This window comes from Methyloglobulus sp., assembly GCF_964779595.1.
Window position 1 is genome coordinate 14,420 of sequence record NZ_CBAROL010000023.1, and the last position, 19,048, is coordinate 33,467.

Consider the following 19,048-nt stretch of genomic DNA (forward strand, 5'->3'; position numbering starts at 1 on the left):
AGCGATATTCATTTACGCTCAACTCGCGTAAAATTACGTTAAGATTACCTTACCTCATTAAGTGGAACACTATGAAAACAGTTATTTTTTCCAGCGTCCTGTTAGTTAGCATTTTGTTATTTTCAGTTACCGCTACTGCTGAACAAGCCGCTGAAGAATGGCAGAATACGACAATTACCGATGCCACTATCAAAAAAATACAGGAATCTAAATACGAATATAAAAAATGTGTCGGCGAACAAATGCAGAAGCCAGCGTACCTGAAAATGGACAGTCGCAATGCGACAGACGAAATCATCAAGTATTGCGAACCTGTGCTATCAAAAATACGGGAAGTTTATCTGGCTGAAAAAGTGCCTGGTGTGATTGCAGACCGTCATTTGCGGCAAATCCGTATGCAGATAACACGTAACGCTTTACAAGGATTAATGTTTGAGCAAGCCGCTCGAAAAGCAGGTCAGCCATGAGTTATCTTGAAACCCTGAACACGACAATGACAGTTGATTTGTCGCTTAGACCGACCACGTTTGACATCTGGCATGTGGGTTTGGCTGCTACAGTAGTGGTGTTGATGGCAATTGTCATCTTATTGCTGCTGCTTTTGCTATTCAGCCGAAGCCGAAATAAGACCGCTTTCCAAGCCGCTATCACCCAACCTTTGCAAGCACAAATTATTGAGCCTACCGTCAAAATCATCGAAAAAATCATTGAAGTCGAAAAAATAGTGCAAGCACCGATGCCAGAACCTGTCATCCTCAAGGAATACACGCCGGATGCTGCCTTGCAAGTGCTGGGTTTATTGCAAAAAGAAGCACGGTTTATTGATTTTCTTAAAGAGGATATTACCGCCTACAACGATGCTGATATTGGCGCTGCCGCACGGGTGGTACATGATGGTTGCAATAAGGCTCTCAACGAGCATTTCAGCCTTGCACCCATCCGTTCAGAGCAGGAAGGCAGCAACATTACCGTTCCTGTCGGCTTTGATGCCGCCGCTATTCGATTAACGGGCAATATTGTGGGTAATGCGCCATTTACGGGCAGTTTGGTTCATAAGGGCTGGCAAGTCACTGAAGTGCGTTTGCCAAAACTGACGCAGGGTCATAATCCTAATATTGTGGCGGCGGCGGAAATTGAGTTATAACCCTTATAATTCTTAGCAATTTCATTTACATACATCCATAATTCCTGATGAATCGCCCTAATATGCCAAAATATACCGTTGGAATTGATTTAGGCACGACCCATTGCGTCATGTCATATTCCGACCTTGCTAACTTAAACGATGATAAGTTTACACAGCAAGTCATGCCAATACCCCAACTTACCGCTCCAGGAACGGTTGAAGATAAGTTGCAATTGCCGTCCTTTATCTACCAAGCCCACGCTGCGGAACTTGCCGAAGGTACAGCCGTCCTGCCGTGGACGAACAAGCCCCAACATTTGGTAGGCGAAATTGCCCGTAACATGGGCAGCAAAACGCCAATCCGTTTGGTGTCCAGTGCCAAGAGTTGGCTGTGCCATTCCGGTGTCGATTGCAAAGCGGCGATTTTGCCTTCCGATGCGCCCGAAGAAGTGGAGCGTATCTCGCCGTTCCAAGCGACCATCGCTTATCTTCAGCATCTCAAAAGCGCGTGGTTATTTCAACATGCCGATGCACCGCTGGAACAGCAAGATGTTGTCATTACCGTACCTGCCTCGTTTGATCCGGCAGCTCGTGAGCTTACTGTAGAAGCAGCACGCGTGGTTGGTCTTGGTCATGCGATTTTGCTGGAAGAACCGCAAGCCGCGTTTTATAGCTGGATCGAAAAAAATCATGATAATTGGCGCAAGCAAGTCCATGTCGGCGATATTATTCTCGTCATAGACATTGGCGGCGGCACGACTGACCTGTCGTTAATCGCCGTCACTGAAAGCGACGGCAACCTGGAATTGACCCGTGTGGCGATTGGCGACCATATCTTGCTCGGCGGAGACAATATGGACTTGGCGCTTGCGTATACTGTGAAGGTCAAAGTGGAGACGGAAGACAAACCACTGCAACCCTGGCAATTTCAAGCGTTGACGCACAGTTGCCGCGATGCGAAAGAAAAACTGCTCAATAACCTGACGATGGATGTCGCCCCAATCGTGATTGCAAACAGGGGTTCTTCGTTAATCGGTGGCACATTACGGACAGAACTTACCCGTGATGAAGTCAATAATGTCTTGGTGGAGGGTTTTTTGCCTATTGTTGCCGCCAATGCACGGCCTGTTATCCGCGCCCGAACGGGATTAAGGACATCAGGCTTGCCGTATGCCCAAGATGCAGGTATCACCAGGCATCTCGCTGCATTCCTAGCCAAACAACAACGCGCAACTGGGGAGCTGGAAGGCATCAAACTAGCAGAGAATGCCACCTTCATACACCCAACTGCCGTGCTGTTTAATGGCGGCGTGTTAAAGGCAGAATCCTTGGCTGACCGCTTGATGTCTGTATTGAATGGCTGGTTGCAGGAGGAACAATCCTCACCAGCACGGCTGTTATCCGGCACTGACCTTGACCTCGCCGTTGCCAGGGGTGCAGCTTATTACGGATTTGTCCGCAAAGGCAAAGGCGTACGCATCAAAGGCGGTGCAGCCGCATCCTATTACGTCGGCATCGAAAGCGCCATGCCTTCTGTCCCTGGCATTCCGCCAGAAATCCAGGCCTTATGTATCGCCCCCTTTGGCATGGAAGAAGGGACGCAACAGGAACTGCCAAACGAAGAATTTGGTTTGGTGATTGGCGAACCAGTGCGGTTTCGCTTTTTTGCCTCTACAACTCGCCGTGAAGACAGGGTAGGAACGCGGTTAAACCGCTGGAACCGCAATGAACTCTCAGAACTGGCTGAAATCGAAATCACCTTAGCCAAAGAAGGTCGTAGGTCAGGTGAAGTCGTCCCCGTCCATTTGTGCGCGGCGGTTACGGAAATCGGCACGCTTGAACTGCAAGCCGTGTCCCAAAAAGACAACACGCGTTGGAAGATTGAATTTGATGTTAGATCAGGGGATTAATCGTCCAAAACCTTCCGAGAAGCTTAAAAATCCAAAAATCTCCTTTTTCCAGATGCAAAAGGTTTTTTAGCGATTAGCGTTATAAATTGCCATGTCACTAAAGCAAGATACGATACCTAAACTCAACTATCCTCGGAATTACAGAATAAAATTTAGGCTCAAGTAGCCAAACTTAACAGTCTTTGACTGGATACAAGCCTTAATTCCGCTACACCACACTAATGATTGCTAATCAAAATTCTTTACAACACCTCTAAGGCGCGGAAATCCTGGAATATTTTTTCTCTATTAAGTTTACCGTCACGTTCCAATTCGCTTACTATCGTTGCCATAGTTGACAAGGCACTTTCAATATCATTGAAGGTCAAGTGCGTGGTAAGACACATCCGCACGCCAGCGTTTTTTTGGGGTACAAGTGGATAATTACAAATACAGGTAAAAAATCCTGCATCCAGCATTCTTTTTACTATCTGGTAAGCATTATCTTGTGATCCCGCCCCAAAATAAAAAATGGGCGAAAAGCTATGGTTAACCAGAGGTAGCTCGTTTGCATGAGCATGTTCCCTGAAAAACTTAATCAAAGCATGCAAAACATTTTGCCTAATCGTTATCTCATCCGTCAAATGCAGCTTGGCAGATGCAATACAAGCACCCAATACTGGCGTGGGTATTGGACCACTATAAAGTAATGATGAACCCAGATTTTTTACTAACTGACGGGTTTCAGTATTAGGAAAGACCAAAACACCACCGCAACATCCAAATCCTTTAGCCAGGGACATTGCCAATACCATTTGGGGATGCAGGGGTTTTTTCTGCAACATTAGTCCTCTGCCATGTTTACCTATCCAACTGATACCGTGTGCATCATCAACATAGCAATGAAAGTTCGGATAGCGATCCATTAGCTCATACATTTGTTCAATAGGACAGCCATCACCTAGCATGGAGTAAATGCCATCAGCCATATACCAAATTTTTTCGTATTTGTTATGCTGCTTTTTAATAACATCCTCAAGCGCATCCATATTGCTGTGGCGGATCATACCTACCTTAGTGCCTTGGGTTTGGGCAATTTTCGCCGCATTTTGTACGCTGGCATGAAGTTGATGATCCATAACAATCAAGTCATTGGACGATACTAGTATAGGAATGGCTGATAAAGACCCTAAAGAGGTGGTTTGTGTCACCAAGGTATGATAACCCGTGATTTGATCCAAAAGTGCCTCAAGCTCTTCATTTAAACCTAAACCTATGTATTGGCGTGAGCTAGCAAACAGATTGCCGTACCGTGTAATCGCGTCGATACTTCCAATCTTCACCGCCTCACAGGTATCAAGCCCCACATAGCTACAATTTCCGAAATGGATCAAATCTTTATCCTGCACTCTTACGATGCGTCCATTATAAGTATCTGACTCAACTTTCAATTGAATAATCCCTAAATCTAGCGCATGTGTAATAGCCTTTAGGGAGCGTGCGTAATCATCAGTTGCTGGCTTACTCAAAGTAATAGTTCCGAAGCTGGGTGGTTTTAAGAGTATAAGAATCACTTAGTCTAGCAACGAATCAAGTTCTTGCTGGGAATCCCCTTAATTTAATGATTGATAGTCTTAAGAAAATGCTAAACAAGTTGATTTCGCTTATGATTCGATTTGTTTTCCCTGAATTTACCGAAGGGCTTTTTCAAACCGCTTAAAAAACAGTTAATTCAGGACGTTAGTCAAATGATTACACAAAAATATCTGCATAATAATTCCACTTAAACTCAAATTCATCTATAGTTGAACCTATCAGCGATTGACTTTGTGGCATCTAATGAAGCTCTACATACAAGTAAGATTGACCTTAAGTATTGGCATTATGCTTTTGCAACCTTTAGCCTTTGCTGAAGATGACCTAGCAACCATAAAACCTATAACGGACGACAGTACCGCACAGCTCTTTGCAGACATTCCCTCGGTTTACAGTGCCTCTAAGTATGAGCAAAAAGTCACTAAAGCCCCCGCATCCATCAGCATAGTGACGGGTGATGAAATTAAAAAATATGGCTACCGTACTTTCGGTCAAATTCTTAATAGCCTAAGAGGATTTTATAATACCAGCGACCGCACTTATGGGTATGCTGGGGCGCGTGGTTTCGGTTTGCCATCAGACTACAACAGCCGCTTGTTGCTACTGATAGACGGTCATCGCTTTAATGACAGTATGTTTGATGCTTTTGATACTTCTGAAGGCTTTCCGGTTGACCTAGACATTATTGAGCGAATAGAAGTGGTGCGTGGTCCCAGCTCCTCACTATATGGCACTAGCGCGGTATTCGGAGTAATTAATATCATTACCAAACGTGGACGTGACCAACACGGTGCCAATATCAAATACTCTTATGGCAGTAATGACACCCATAAAACCAGTATGAGTGTTGGCAACCGCTTCAAAAATGGCCTGGAAGCCTTTGTGACCGGCACTTGGTATGACAGCCAAGGTTATGACAAATTATTCTTCAAGGAATTTGACAGCCCTGCCACGAATAACGGCCTGAGCATTGGCAATGATGGCGAACGTGACCGTAAATTAATGCTGAAAGCCGCTTATGGCGATTTTTCGATGTTAACAGGAACAAAGATGTCCCTACCGCTCAATTAGGTGGTCTGTTTAATAACCCAAACCTAAACGCACATGATCAAGCCACTTTTTTTGAATTAAAATACGACCATACCTTTGAAAACCAACTCAATTTACAATCACGAGTTTCTTATAATAACTACCGATTTAAGGGGCAATTGCCCCTAGATCCTTCAATTTTAGGGTCAACAATTAATACATCACTAGTCAATAGCGATTGGTGGCGTTTTGAACTGGAAGCTAGGAAGCTGATGTGGAATGACCACCACATCACCGTAGGCGGACAATATCAAGATAATTTCCATCAATTCCAGACTTTTTTTAATCCTAATATCACATTATTGAATTCGGATGAAAAAACCTATCAATGGGCGCTATTTGTCCAAGATGATTATGCCATTACTGACGAACTGACCCTGAACGCTGGGGTGCGCTTTGATTATTACAGTATTTTTGGCAATACCATCAACCCGCGCGCTGGTTTAATCTACAATCCGTGGCAAAGTACGACCTTCAAGCTGCTGTATGGTCAGGCTTTCAGAGCACCTAATCAAGCTGAACTACATAATACCGTTGGTAGTATTACCCCCAACCCAAGCTTACAACCTGAAAAACTGGATACCCTAGAATTTATTGTTGAGCATTATTTTACCCAACAGCTACGCGGCGAATTCAACGTGTTTCATACAAAGATCGCTGATAATATCAGTTCAGCTCTGAAAGGTACTCAATCGCAGTATCAAAACATTGGTGATGTCGAATCCATAGGCGTTGAAACCCAAATCGAGAATACTTGGGGGGACGGTTTTCAGGGGCGACTCAGTTATTCTTGGCAAGAAACCACCAATCAAAAAACTGGCGAACGCTTGACCAACTCGCCTGAACACATGATTAAGGTCAATCTTATAGCCCCGCTATGGCAAGACAAGGTGTTTGTGGGTTTTGAAACGCAATTTATGAGCAGCCGAAAAACCCCACCAAAACCAGTCAACGGAAATACTACAGGGGGCAGAGTAGGTGATAATGTCATCAGCAATCTCACCGTTTACACCCAAAACTGGGTTAAAGGGCTAGAGTTATCGGCGGGTGCTTACAATCTCTTCGACGAACGTTATTTTGATCCCGCTTCAGCCGATCACGTCCAAAATGCCATACAACAGGACGGCTTAACCTTCAGAGTTAAGGGAAGCATGGATTTTTAAACTATAGTTAAATCACAATTTTCCCTTAAAAAACCCAAAACCGAAAGAAATCCCAGTGATATTCGATAATAAATCGATTGTTAGCCACGCACTAAGTATTTGTACTAATTGCAGAACTGAGGGGCAGGCTTTAATCTGTACTTTTACAGTTGGATCACAATGTTTTCGATTTATGCTTTTTAATTTATCAACACACAAAAGATTGCTCGCCGCATTCATCCTCTTTTGCGTGTGGGCTAATCCGTTACTCGCTGATAAAACGTCCCATATTTTGGTCGTTGCTGGCTCGAATGATGAGCCTTATCAACAAGCGATACGGGGCTTTAAAGAGCAAATCTCCGCGCATAATTCGCTGAAATTTACTGAGCTTGTCTTATCACAAGTCACTTTATCAGGACTTAAAGAAATAGATCAGATCAAACCCGACTTGATTTATGCCTTGGGCAACGACGCAACGAAGTGGGCAAGCCAGCAGACCTCCCGCATTCCTATTGTGTCCACAATGGTGCTTAAAGACGATGTATTCAGGCAAGCGGCTAATATAACCGGCGTAAGTCTTGGTTATTCGTCAAAAATCCAATTCCAGTGGCTAAAAAAGTTTTTTCCGCAGCAAAAAGCCGTCGCAATCTTGTTTAACCCTGATGAAAACGCCGCAAATGTCCAGACCGCTATTGCAAATGGTCAACAAGTGGGCTTTAAACTGGTTCCCATAAAGGTAGACTCACCTAAAGAACTACCTTATGCCCTGGAGCAGCTTGCCAGCAATGTCGAAGTGCTATTTGCCATCCCAGATGAAACAGTCATGTCCGTTAACACGGCAAAAGAAGTGCTATTGGCCTCTTTCAGAAATAAAGTACCTTTGGTTGGACTGTCTGATAACTGGGTTAAATCCGGCGCGCTTTACGCGCTGTCCTCGGATTATGACGATATAGGCAAACAATGTGCTGGCTTGGCACAAAAATTGTTGGGTGGCGCATCTGTACGGACTATTCCGCCTGAACATCCGCGCAAAGTCGCCTATACTATTAATGCCAAGATTGCTGAACACATGAATCTGGAAATTCCTGAAGAACTACTAAAAAACGCTAAAATGGTCTTCAATTAATTACCCAACTACTGCTGAGATCAATCGTTTGAGATCAATCGCTTCCAAATTTAATATCCTGACTATTTTTCTGATTACGCTGACCGCTTTGCTCACTGGCGGTTATATTATCTGGCAGCATCAAATCAGTACCTTCAAAAACTTTACCGCACACGGCGAAGAAATCGCCATTATGCTCTCCAAAAACCTCGTTTATGGCGTGTATACCGAAAATCAGGAAGCCATCGGGCAATCGCTGCAAAGTTTGGAAGACAATCGGGACATCGCTTATATCCTTGTTTACAATAAAGATAGATTAGCCATAACCCAAAAAAACCAGCACGGTTTAGCTAAACTGCCGCTATTAACTGAAGGCAAATCGCCCATCGACCAGACTCAAACCAGCGAATACACTGACACTAAAGGCAAAAACTTCATCAATATCATCACCCCTGTTTATATCCGGGCAGGAATGCCAGGAACTAGCCTTGAGCAGGATTTTACGACGACACGTCCGCATTTGGATGATCCAGAAGTTATCGGTTACGTGCAATTAGGCATTAGCCAGGCCAGCATTTACAAGGAATCTCGGCGCTTTTTAGTACAAACTTTACTAATTGCACCGTTCACCATCATTCTGGGTATCCTTTTAACCTTGTGGCAAACACGGCGTATCACCCAGCCGATAAAAAAACTGGTTTCAGCCACGCAAGCAATTGCCAAGGGTGATTTTGGCAAAGAACTGACGATTTCTTCAAAAACCGATGAGATTGCTGAACTTGCCCAATCTTTTAATAGCATGTCGCAGGATTTGGCACTTTATCAAAAGGAAGTTTTAGCGCATCGTGATATTTTGGAAGAGCAAGTTACCCAACGTACCTTGGATCTGCAAAACAAAACCAATGAAGCGTTCGAGCTTGCCCACAAAGCGGAAGCCGCCAGCAAAGCCAAAAGTGAATTTTTGGCAACGATGAGCCACGAAATCCGTACGCCAATGAACGGTGTTCTCGGTATGACGGAACTATTGCTTCACTCTGAGCTTGGTCTACGCCAGCAACAACTGGCAGAAACCACGTTTCGTTCGGCAAAATCGCTGATCGGCATCATCAACAACATTCTCGATTTCTCCAAAATTGAATCTGGAAAATTCCAGTTGATGTGCAAAGAGTTTGATCTGCGCCAACTGCTTGAAGAAACAGCAGAAATGTTATCAACTCAGGTTGAACGCGAAAAACTTGAGTTAATATTAAACTTGCCCTGCGATCTATCCGGAAAAGTCAAGGCCGACGAAGAACGGCTCAGACAAGTATTAGTTAACCTGCTCGGCAACGCACTAAAGTTTACCGAACAAGGCAAAATTGAGCTAAAAGTCAGTTGGCTTGCTGGTTCAGAAGCGTCACACACTAAAAGACTGCTGTTTGAAGTCATCGACACTGGCTTAGGTATACCCGAAGAACAACAAGCCCAAATATTCGATAGCTTTACTCAAGCTGACAGCTCAACCACCCGTTCCTACGGAGGTACGGGCTTAGGTCTCACTATTTCAAAACAATTAGTCGCTCTGATGGGCGGTGAATTGACTGTTAAAAGTCGCGTAGGTCACGGTTCTTGCTTCTTTTTTAGCATTCCTATGAATTTCATTGCGGAAGCACCGTCCGCTCATCATATAGATGTCAGCGTTTTGCAAGACCAGCCGGTTCTAGTGGTTGATGATAATGAGACGAATCGAACCATTCTTTACGAACAACTTACCCATTGGGGACTACGCTGTCACTGCGTAGAAAGTGGCAGTGCCGCGCTCAAAGCATTGATAGAAGCGGCGAGACTCGATAATCCTTATCCTTGCGTGTTATTGGATTATCAGATGCCCGGCATGGACGGACTGACAACCGCCCTTGCCATTCGCATGGAAGTCCGCATTCCACCGCTAACTGTGATCGTTTTAGGATCAGCAAATATTGCAATTGATCCCATTCAATACAGTCAATATGGCATCAACGCATTTCTCAACAAACCTATTATTCAAAAACGTTTATTGGGGACCTTGTTTAATGTTTTCGATCCAAAAGGTCAACAGCTCGCTAATTATCCAGAGCAGCAACCCAATGAAGATGAGATGCAACTGCTTGGAAACATCTTATTGGCAGAAGATAATGTTATTAATCAGGAAGTTGCAAAAGGCATACTGAAAGTTATCGGCTGCGAAGTTCAAGTCGCCCAAAATGGCTTTGAAGCAGTAGATATTACCGCCAATACAGTATTTGATCTCATTTTGATGGATTGTCACATGCCCGGCATGGATGGCTTTGCAGCAACAACCCAAATAAGACAACGCGAACAAGCTCATAATCTGGTGCATACGCCGATTATTGCATTGACAGCAGACGTGCAAAAAGGCGTAATCGAACAATGTAACGCCTCTGGAATGGACGGTTATCTCAGTAAGCCTTATACTCGCAGGCAATTACAACAAACATTAAAAAAATGGTTGCCTCTCAAGCAAACAGTTTTAAAAAATGACGCTAGCATCCATACGAAATATGCTAAAAAACAAAATCCTACTACCATGCTAGATCCTGTTGCGCTTGAAAACTTACGTCCTTTAACAACAGCCAATGGGGAAAACTTGCTCGATAAAGCCATCGCTTTATTTTTGGACTCAGCACATCAGGAACTTGCCCAACTAAGAGATGCCGTCAGTAATGACGATGCCGCCAGTCTCGCCAGCATTGCACACAATTTTAAATCCTCCTGCGGCAATCTGGGTGCAAAAGCCCTGGATACAAACGCCGCGACACTGGAAACCATCGGCAGGCAAGGGAATACGCAAGGTGCCGAAGACGTGTTACAAGCCATGATTGATGAATTACCCGCAGTTATGGAGGCTTTACACAAAGAAACCTCAGCTTTTGCTAGCGCAACCGAACCTGATGCCGCAGCCATTGAACACCCCAAAAGTCAAAATCGAAACAGAATTCTACTTATTGATGATGATCCGGGCTTTCGTTTGATTACCAGTTCGGTATTACGTGCCGCAGGATTTATTGTGGATGAAGCAGCAAGTGGTGGTGATGGCTTAACACAAGTCAAAAAACAGTTGCCAGAAATTATCTTGCTCGATGCCATCATGCCTGATCTTGACGGCTTTGAAACCTGTCGATTATTAAAACATGACCCCGCCTTAACTGACATTCCCATTATTATGGCGACGGGTATGGATGACATAGAGTCAATCGATAAAGCCTTTGCCGCTGGTGCTACCGACTTTATCAGCAAACCCATTAGTTACCCCATTCTCATTCAACGGGTCAATTTTGGGCTGCGTACCGGACAAGTTACTTCTGAACTCAGAAGCAGTAAACTGCAATTAAGTGCAGCCCAACGCATTGCCCGCCTAGGTTATTGGATCTGGGACACGCAACGCGACCAATTCACCATTTCAGATCAACTCGCGCAATTGTGCAGCATTGATTTAAGTACCTTTGACGGCTCATTGGCTGGTTTTATCCAACTGGTTTATCCTAAAGACCGAGATTTCGTTAAGGATGTCATTAATGCCGCTGGGCATAGCAAGACTATTCAACACATTGAATATCGAATTAATATAACTTCGTCAGAAGTTATTGAAGTACAACAAGAAATTGAAGCTTTGACCAGCAAAAACATGCTCTTTATCACTGGCATTGTGCAAGATATTTCCCACAAAAAGCAGGCTGAAAAGCAAATCCATCGCTTGGCCTACTTCGATCATCTTACCGGTTTAGCAAATCGGTCGTACTACCAGGAGCGCATGGAAGACATTATTAAGTCAGCCGTGCAGCGCAAAGCGCAGTTTGCTCTTATGTTTATTGATCTGGATAGCTTTAAAAGCATCAATGACAGTTTTGGTCATCATAATGGTGACTTACTGCTTCAGGAAATTGCCCAACGACTTAAACTGGTGGCACGGGAAATAGATTTTATCGTCCGTTTAGGTGGCGATGAGTTTTGTATCATCCTGAATAACATCACCGACGAGCTTAGTGTTGCGGAAGTCGCCAAACGTTGCTTGCAAAAAATTAGCCAACCGTTAATGCTGGGTAACCATCAGGTTATTCCCAAGGCAAGCTTAGGCATCGCGCTATTTCCAAAAGATGGCAGCACTGAACCAGAATTATTAAAAGCCGCCGATACCGCGATGTATCTCGCTAAACAAACGGGTAAACACCGCTATATTTTTTATTCTTCACACATGGCAAGTCAGACCAAACAACGTCTGGAAAAAGAAAGTATGCTACGTGAAGCATCTGCGAAGGAACAATTCGTGTTGTTCTATCAACCACAAATATCGCTGGATACCGGCAAAATTGTGGGCGTTGAGGCTCTAGCTCGATGGCAACATCCCGAAAAAGGCATTATTTCGCCAAACGACTTTATTGCCCTTGCTGAACAAATGGGCTTAATTTCTCAATTGGGTCATTGGACGCTTAAAACGGCCTGTGAACAGATTGCTGAATGGCATGATGCAGGTCTGCCTTACATCCAGGTCGGCGTAAATATCTCATCCGCGTACTTTCAGGATCCTACCCTACTGGGAACAATCAAGGAATTACTCGAAAAAACCCAAATTCCCGCCGAATACCTACAACTGGAAATCACCGAAAACGGCTTACAAACCGTGGCTCGTATAGAAATATTCAATCAACTGAGAGAGCTGGGCGTAAAAATAGCCATTGACGATTTCGGCAGCGGCTTTTCTAGCTTGGCTTCGTTAAAACAACTACCGTTGGATGGCTTAAAAATCGACAAAATGTTTATCGAAGACTTGTTGAGCAACCCGCACACGCCTTTGCTACTGGGTACTATTATCGGCTTGGCTAACGCGTTGAATTTCACCTTGGTTGCTGAAGGCGTGGAAACCAGAGACCAAGCATCCGTCATGCAAGGTTTAGGTTGCCATATTATGCAAGGCTACTTATTTAGTCGCCCAGTTTCTGGCAAGGATATACCCGAACTGATGAAGGTTGATTTCTCGCTAGAGAGTAAAGACAGCTTGCCTAAAGAAATTTTGGCTGAATTCACAGCATCCGAAACCGAATCTGATTAAGCTAGTTTTCAAAGTTGCTAGAGACGCAAGCTTTTGCGTCTCTAGGTAAAGCAAACTTCTCGTTTCTTACTTCACAATCAAGCTGTTATTGACTTGCTTAACGCCCTTGACTCTCCGAGTCAAATCCACAGCCCTGGTCGCGGCTTCATTTGAATTGACAAATCCACTCAATTGCACGACACCCTTGAAGGTTTCAACACTGATTTGCAACAGTTTAAGTTTAGAATCCCCCAAAATGGATGCTTTCACTTTTGTGGTGATAATAGAATCATCAAGGTGTTCACCCGTGCTTTCATAGGTTTTACCGCCAGCACAACCAACAATTACTGGAATCAAGGAGAGACTTACCAAAAAAATAATGATTAATTTTAATTTACGCATAGTATTTATCTATTTTATTGAGTGAACAGGCTAAAAAGTGCATACCAAAACTTAAGCTACGCTTGCTGCTGTTCTGACGATGATTCCTTAATCGAGAATTAACAAACCGCCAAAGAAACCGCTATTTCGAGTAGCATGAGATTAATCATACAACAATATCGAAACGTTGTAACCACCGCACACAACCTCGCCGCAAAATCCGTTCTAAGCCTAGCTAATCGGTGTTTGCCCAGAACAATGTTAGAATTCCACGCTTTATGTAAGCCACCTTCCCTGCCTCATGCCCGAAACCTTAAAACTCCACCCTGAAGCCCTGAAATTAACGATTGCTCTCGCAGATTTTGAAATAACCACATTATCAGCACGACAACAGACCATATTAGGTCAACCCAGAGCGCAATCCGCGCTGGAGTTTGGCATTGCCATGACCAATCCTGGCTATAACGTCTTTGTGATGGGAGAGCCTGGTTTGGGTCGGTTATCCATGATTACCAGTCATCTAAATGAGTTATCCAAAAATCTGCCAACCCCGCCTTCTTATGCTTACGTCGATAACTTTGCAAATCAAAGAGAACCGCTTGCAATCAAGACCTTGGCAGGGCAAGGCGAGCAATTCAGCAATGACATCGAAAACCTGATCGACAATGTCCTGGTCACCTTCCCTGCCGTATTTGAAAGCCCCAGCTATCAACAAAAAAAAACTGCTATCGAACGCACTTTTAATCAAACCTATAATACGGCGATAGATTTGGTGGAGAAACGCGCTAGAAATTATAGCGTGGCGTTGTTTCGAGAAAGCGAAGCTATTACCTTTGCGCCATTTAAAAACAATAAATCGCTGGATGAAGACCAATTTGCAGAATTGCCGCAAAATGAACGCGATGCTTTTCACCAGCATGTTGAAGAACTTGAGGAATACCTCAGCGACGTGCTTTTAGACCTGCCCCAATGGCGCAGAACGATGTTGGAAAAAACCAAGCAACTGGACACTGAAACGGTTCTACTGGGCATCACGCCGCTGTTTACGGCGCTTGATGACAAATACCACGGGATTGACGATGCTTATCGCTATTTGTCGGAAATCAACAAAAACCTGTACAACACGATTACCGACTATCTCGCACCAACCCGCGCCTTGGAAACCAGCAATAACGCCATCAAACGCTCGGTATTGATTGAGCTTTATTCGCCGAATATTCTGGTCAATCACCCACAAAATAGTGGCGCACCGGTTATTTATGAGCCGCACCCGACCTACCAGAACCTGTTTGGGCGCATTGAATACGTTAGCGATCAAGGCGCGTTAATCACTAATTACCGACGGATTTGCCCCGGTTCATTGCATAAGGCGAATGGCGGTTATCTCATCCTGGATGCGGAAAAATTACTGACCTACCCGTTTGTGTGGGATGGCATAAAACGTGCTTTGCAATCCGGTTACATCGAAATTGAATCACCTTATTCCGATATGGGTATCAATACTGTTACCTTAAAACCGCAAAATATTCCCTTAAATATCAAGCTTATTCTGGTCGGATCGCGGGATATTTATTACCTGCTTGAAGAACTGGACGATGAATTCAACGAAATCTTCAAAGTCCTCGCCGATTTTGATAGCTACATCCCGCTGAGTAACGAATCCACCCAGCAGTTTGCTGCACTGATGATGAAACATGCCTTGGATTCCGGCAACAAACCACTGACAAAAGCGGCTATCGAACGGCTGATCGAACACAGTTGTCGGCAGTCAGAACACCAGCACCAGCTTTCCGCGCATATCAACGATTCACTCGATATTATCTCAGAAGCACAACTATTCAATCGCCAAGCCAATGCTGAATCCATCGATAAAATCCATATCGAACAGGCTTTAGCGGCAAGAGAACACCGAAATGGCAGAATATCCCAGATGGTGCTGGAAGAAATGCTCGATGGCACCATCCTGATCGACACCGAAGGTGAAGCACTGGGCAAGATCAACGGCTTGACTGTGCTTGAGATAGGAGGAAGTAGCTTTGGCGCACCGGCGCGGATTACCACCACGGTATCCCCAGGCTCCAGAGGCATCGTCGATATTGAGCGTGAAGCCGAACTCGGCCAAGCCATCCATTCAAAAGGCGTGATGATATTGACTGGCTACCTCGGCCATTGCTATGCCCAACAATTTCCGTTGGCAATCTCCGCCAGCATCGCCATAGAGCAATCCTACGGACACATAGACGGTGATAGTGCCTCACTGGCGGAGCTGTGCTGCCTTATCTCCGCGCTAACCCGCACCCCAATCAAACAAACATTTGCGGTGACGGGTTCCATCAACCAATACGGCGAGGTGCAAGCCATTGGTGGTGTTAACGAAAAAATAGAAGGCTTTTTTCGCTTATGTCAGGCAAGAGGACTGACCGGCGACCATGCAGTTATTATTCCCGCCGTTAATAAGCGCAATCTAATGTTAAAACAAGATGTTATAGATGCGGTCGCGCAAGGATTATTTGCCATTTATGCTGTCGCAACCGTTGATGAAACATTGGCGCTATTAACTGGAAAAACCGTCGGTTCGCTCGACCATGAAGGCAATTACCCAGAACACAGCATCAATTTCAAAGCCATCTCTCGATTAAAAGAGATTTCAGATTTGGCTGCGGATGATGATAAGGAAGAGACTTTGTAAGGTAGCAACAGTGTGCCAATAGGCTTGGGGCAAGGATTGATCCTATGCCCCAAGTTTTGTTAGTGTATTTAGACTCATGCTAAAAATCAAAGTGTGCAACAAGCGTTGCCCAACTTCGGCTTCCAACCACTATTTACAAGGGCCTTTACATGTAACCCATTTTCCACCCCGTATACACCAGTTCAACTGGTTCAATATTTTTATACTTTCATCATCAAATTGTTCTGGAAAGTTATTGAGATGGTCTTCGGGTATATTGAGAGAAACATCGATAAAGTCTGCTAAGTCTACTGGCTCGCCATTGGTTGTTTTAAAACAAGCAGGGCTACCATTCACTAAAAGTTCTGTTGTTTTCCCTGCATCGTTAAAAGAAATCAAGAAAGAATAAATTTTTGGCGACACTTCTTCGGTAGTGTCATTTGTCATTGCTAATAAAGCTGCATTTTGAAACATTTTTTTCTCCTGAAATAAAGAAAACTTTAAAAATTAAGAGTTATTCGCCCAAATAACATACGTTCAGGGAAAAAATCGGGTGAACGTTGTTCATTTTGCTGAAATTGTCGATCTCTATATTTGAAGCTGGAATCAAATAAATTTTTTGCTTCCAGACTTAATAGTCCATATTGTTTCGGGAAACGATAACCAATCGCCGCATCCACAAGGTAAAAATTGCTATTAAAGCCATCTTGCGCGCCATCAAATAAACGAACCCTTTGGTTAACAAAAGTACCTTTTAAAGCCGAAAAAAATCCCGAACTGTGAGTATATCGGATTTCTGTGGGAAGATATGCAGTCTCAACGAATTTAGGAAAGCCAGGAAAACTGCCATCACTGCGAAAATTTTCAAAACGAAACTCTGAGTTGAATGCCCAATTACTCGTTAGTGTCCAATTTAGATATAGCCTGTACAATTCCTCACTCGGTTTTTGTGAAATTGGTCCTGTTGCTATTTTTAAATCACGTTTGTAGGCTTCTACTCCAGCATAAACATCTTTATGCAGTTGAGTATCCATACCCACCCCATAATTCCAAGCCACCGCCCCATTGGTATCATCAAAAAACTGATTAAATCCAGCTATTTGCGTAGGCTGTAACAATTGATTATCTATAATTGCAGACTTAATCGATTTGAAGACTGCACCCCGAAATGATATTTGCTTACTTGCTTTCCATTGAAACCCAAATTTTGGGTTCAGTTCGCTAAGGTTTAACGCAGCCCCGACTTCGTTATCCCGATAATGATCGTAAGACAAACCACCTGTAAGATTTAGGCTTTTTATCGGTTTATAATTAGAATACAAATAAGCTAAATATTGGGTTGTATTGTAAGGAATTAAATCACAAGGAGGCGCAGTACAATCCAATCGAGTATTATTTGTACGGTATAGACCACCCCCCAATACTGTATTTACATTATCACTATGAAATAAATACTGCATTTCACCGTCATAGCTATATGTTTTTGTTATATCGAATAAGCGTTTCCCATTCACTTCTTCACGATTGCCATGTATGAATGAAAACAACAAATCCGAACTTTGTGTGGGAGAAATCCTTACGCCACCTCGATAGCTATTTTGATCGATAGTCCTGTGATAATCAGCATCAAACACATTAGGATCACCCTGAAGCTCCAAATCCCCATGTTCCGTTTCTCGATGTCGGTATTCCGCCTGGACATTAACTTCTGGAGAAATCTCGTATTGGGCAAAGGCGTTATAGATGTTGTGCTTCAGGTCGTTGTTTTGCCTGAAACCATTGGTGTCGTAATGCAGTTGTCCTAGGCTGTATGAAAACTTGTTGTATATGCCCGACAACGCCGCTTCGTCACCCAAGGTGCTGTTTGAGCCAGCAATGCCTGTGGTGGTGAAACGGACACCATTACGTTCAAATAAACGGTTATATTAGTTGAACGAGGTGTCATTCGAGCCAATCCCTTTGATGATATTCAAGTCTGTATAAGCGAGGCTGGGCTGAATGGGGTTGTAACTGAGCGGTTGCAGTAACTGTGACTGCAAATGCTCGCTGCTACGGGCTATTTCATGCCGTGGCTTGGTCGCATAACTATCAGACAACAGCCGATGCGCCGAGTAATTGCTAGGATCTGTTGCCAATGACTTCATGGCTTGTCGGTTGGCAGGGTCATCAAAACCAAGGTTAGTAAAGATACGCCCCAAACCTACTTGCCGTGCGGCATTGTCCTTATCCAACAACAACTTAGACCGATACACTCCCCTGTTATCATTCAGTTCAATCGCCTTTTGCATATCGTGCAGGGCTTCAACGGGGCGGTTGGTGGTTTGTTTTAGGATGGCATCGTAGAAGTAAGGGGTGGGGTCTTTGGGATCCATTGCTTTGGCGATTTCAAACTCTTTGCCGGCGTAGTCTTTGTTTCTGAGTTCGTAATAGGCTTTGCCGAGGTAACTTCTGATGACGGCGTTGTTGGGGTCGAGGTTGACGGCGGTCTCCAATTCGCTTTTGCCTGCTTCCAGGTCGCCTTGCCTGATTTTGGCGAGTCCTAAGCCTAATCTTGCTAATGGGTCGGATGAATCGAGGGTTAAGGCTTGTTCAAAGGCTCGTTTTGCTTGTGCTATGTCGGTTTGGGCAAGGTCTGCAAAGCCTAGGATGGTTTGGGTGCGGGCGATGTTGGGGTTGAGTGTTTGGGCTTGTTGGGCGGATTTCAATGCGGCTTCGTGGTCGCCTAGTGATAGCTGTAGTTCGGATAATCTTGCCCATGCCAGGGCGTTAGCTGGGTTTAGTTGGGTGGCAGCTTGGGTGACTTTTAGGGCTTAGTCGATGTTGAACTTGGACTGGTAAGCGTAGGATTGGGCTATTTTGGCAATGGCTGATTGTGGGTTGGCAGCAACGGCTTTGCTTGCCAGTTCCAATGCGGCTTGCTGGCGGTTTTTGGCGACGGCGATGATGGCTTGCAGGGCGAATGCATTGCTGTTGTTGGGTTCAAGCTG

At 44.3% G+C, this 19,048-nt stretch carries 13 protein-coding genes and 1 pseudogene; 8 read left to right on the forward strand and 6 right to left on the reverse strand.

What is annotated here, in order from left to right; all coding sequences use genetic code 11:
- Positions 1 to 71 precede the first annotated feature (71 nt).
- From AC1YY3_RS09080 to AC1YY3_RS09090, 3 genes are read left to right on the forward strand one after another with little or no spacing between them, the layout of a single operon-like run.
- The gene (locus AC1YY3_RS09080; protein ID WP_481824678.1) at positions 72 to 467 is read left to right on the forward strand and encodes a hypothetical protein; all 396 of its coding nucleotides are present in this window, start codon (positions 72 to 74) and stop codon (positions 465 to 467) included.
- Positions 464 to 1,144, forward strand: a complete 681-nt coding sequence (locus AC1YY3_RS09085) for a DUF2760 domain-containing protein (RefSeq protein WP_481824677.1) — start codon at positions 464 to 466, stop codon at positions 1,142 to 1,144. Before AC1YY3_RS09080 ends, AC1YY3_RS09085 begins: the two co-directional genes overlap by 4 nt.
- A gap of 47 nt (positions 1,145 to 1,191) precedes the next feature.
- The gene (locus AC1YY3_RS09090; protein ID WP_482194432.1) at positions 1,192 to 3,036 is read left to right on the forward strand and encodes an Hsp70 family protein; all 1,845 of its coding nucleotides are present in this window, start codon (positions 1,192 to 1,194) and stop codon (positions 3,034 to 3,036) included.
- Positions 3,037 to 3,278: 242 nt separating this feature from the next.
- Here the strand turns inward: AC1YY3_RS09090 and AC1YY3_RS09095 are convergent, their stop codons facing one another.
- Positions 3,279 to 4,544 carry an aminotransferase class I/II-fold pyridoxal phosphate-dependent enzyme gene (locus tag AC1YY3_RS09095; protein ID WP_481824675.1) on the reverse strand — a complete coding sequence of 422 codons (1,266 nt, stop codon included), beginning with the start codon at positions 4,542 to 4,544 and terminating at the stop codon, positions 3,279 to 3,281.
- Positions 4,545 to 4,854: 310 nt separating this feature from the next.
- Here AC1YY3_RS09095 and AC1YY3_RS09100 point away from each other — a divergent pair, with 310 nt between their 5' ends.
- From AC1YY3_RS09100 to AC1YY3_RS09115, 4 genes are all read left to right on the forward strand, one after another.
- The gene (locus AC1YY3_RS09100) at positions 4,855 to 5,682 is read left to right on the forward strand and encodes a TonB-dependent receptor (RefSeq protein WP_481824674.1); all 828 of its coding nucleotides are present in this window, start codon (positions 4,855 to 4,857) and stop codon (positions 5,680 to 5,682) included.
- Between the two features lie 5 nt (positions 5,683 to 5,687).
- The gene (locus AC1YY3_RS09105) at positions 5,688 to 6,863 is read left to right on the forward strand and encodes a TonB-dependent receptor plug domain-containing protein (protein ID WP_482194435.1); all 1,176 of its coding nucleotides are present in this window, start codon (positions 5,688 to 5,690) and stop codon (positions 6,861 to 6,863) included.
- Positions 6,864 to 7,035: 172 nt separating this feature from the next.
- Entirely contained in the window at positions 7,036 to 7,968 is a 933-nt protein-coding gene (locus tag AC1YY3_RS09110; protein ID WP_481824673.1) for an ABC transporter substrate-binding protein, read from the forward strand.
- Between the two features lie 28 nt (positions 7,969 to 7,996).
- On the forward strand, positions 7,997 to 13,033 hold the full coding sequence (locus tag AC1YY3_RS09115; RefSeq protein ID WP_481824672.1) for an EAL domain-containing protein: 5,037 nt from the start codon (positions 7,997 to 7,999) through the stop codon (positions 13,031 to 13,033).
- Between the two features lie 66 nt (positions 13,034 to 13,099).
- On the opposite strand, the gene AC1YY3_RS09120 is transcribed toward AC1YY3_RS09115, so the two are convergent.
- On the reverse strand, positions 13,100 to 13,414 hold the full coding sequence (locus AC1YY3_RS09120) for a BON domain-containing protein (RefSeq protein ID WP_481824671.1): 315 nt from the start codon (positions 13,412 to 13,414) through the stop codon (positions 13,100 to 13,102).
- Positions 13,415 to 13,694: 280 nt separating this feature from the next.
- Here AC1YY3_RS09120 and AC1YY3_RS09125 point away from each other — a divergent pair, with 280 nt between their 5' ends.
- Entirely contained in the window at positions 13,695 to 16,082 is a 2,388-nt protein-coding gene (locus AC1YY3_RS09125; protein WP_481824670.1) for a Lon protease family protein, read from the forward strand.
- A gap of 129 nt (positions 16,083 to 16,211) precedes the next feature.
- On the opposite strand, the gene AC1YY3_RS09130 is transcribed toward AC1YY3_RS09125, so the two are convergent.
- The 4 genes and pseudogenes from AC1YY3_RS09130 to AC1YY3_RS09145 form a co-directional block, all read right to left on the reverse strand.
- Positions 16,212 to 16,535, reverse strand: a complete 324-nt coding sequence (locus AC1YY3_RS09130; RefSeq protein ID WP_481824669.1) for a hypothetical protein — start codon at positions 16,533 to 16,535, stop codon at positions 16,212 to 16,214.
- A gap of 26 nt (positions 16,536 to 16,561) precedes the next feature.
- Positions 16,562 to 17,917: a TonB-dependent receptor plug domain-containing protein gene (locus tag AC1YY3_RS09135; RefSeq protein ID WP_482194433.1), complete on the reverse strand. Its 1,356-nt coding sequence runs from the start codon at positions 17,915 to 17,917 to the stop codon at positions 16,562 to 16,564.
- A 69-nt stretch (positions 17,918 to 17,986) separates the two neighbouring features.
- Complete coding sequence (locus AC1YY3_RS09140) at positions 17,987 to 18,766, reverse strand: tetratricopeptide repeat protein (protein ID WP_482194434.1); 780 nt, start codon at positions 18,764 to 18,766, stop codon at positions 17,987 to 17,989.
- A pseudogene (locus tag AC1YY3_RS09145) lies at positions 18,740 to 18,853 on the reverse strand (hypothetical protein); the annotation flags it as partial. The gene AC1YY3_RS09140 and the pseudogene AC1YY3_RS09145, both read right to left, overlap by 27 nt.
- Positions 18,854 to 19,048 lie beyond the last annotated feature (195 nt).

Bases quoted from the DNA above. Each gene is read 5' to 3' on its own strand.
- AC1YY3_RS09130 (WP_481824669.1), bottom strand. From the start codon at position 16,535: ATGTTTCAAAATGCAGCTTTATTAGCAATGACAAATGACACTACCGAA.
- AC1YY3_RS09120 (WP_481824671.1), bottom strand. From the start codon at position 13,414: ATGCGTAAATTAAAATTAATCATTATTTTTTTGGTAAGTCTCTCCTTG.
- AC1YY3_RS09110 (WP_481824673.1), top strand. From the start codon at position 7,036: ATGCTTTTTAATTTATCAACACACAAAAGATTGCTCGCCGCATTCATC.
- AC1YY3_RS09125 (WP_481824670.1), top strand. From the start codon at position 13,695: ATGCCCGAAACCTTAAAACTCCACCCTGAAGCCCTGAAATTAACGATT.
- AC1YY3_RS09085 (WP_481824677.1), top strand. From the start codon at position 464: ATGAGTTATCTTGAAACCCTGAACACGACAATGACAGTTGATTTGTCG.
- AC1YY3_RS09090 (WP_482194432.1), top strand. From the start codon at position 1,192: ATGAATCGCCCTAATATGCCAAAATATACCGTTGGAATTGATTTAGGC.
- AC1YY3_RS09080 (WP_481824678.1), top strand. From the start codon at position 72: ATGAAAACAGTTATTTTTTCCAGCGTCCTGTTAGTTAGCATTTTGTTA.
- AC1YY3_RS09100 (WP_481824674.1), top strand. From the start codon at position 4,855: ATGAAGCTCTACATACAAGTAAGATTGACCTTAAGTATTGGCATTATG.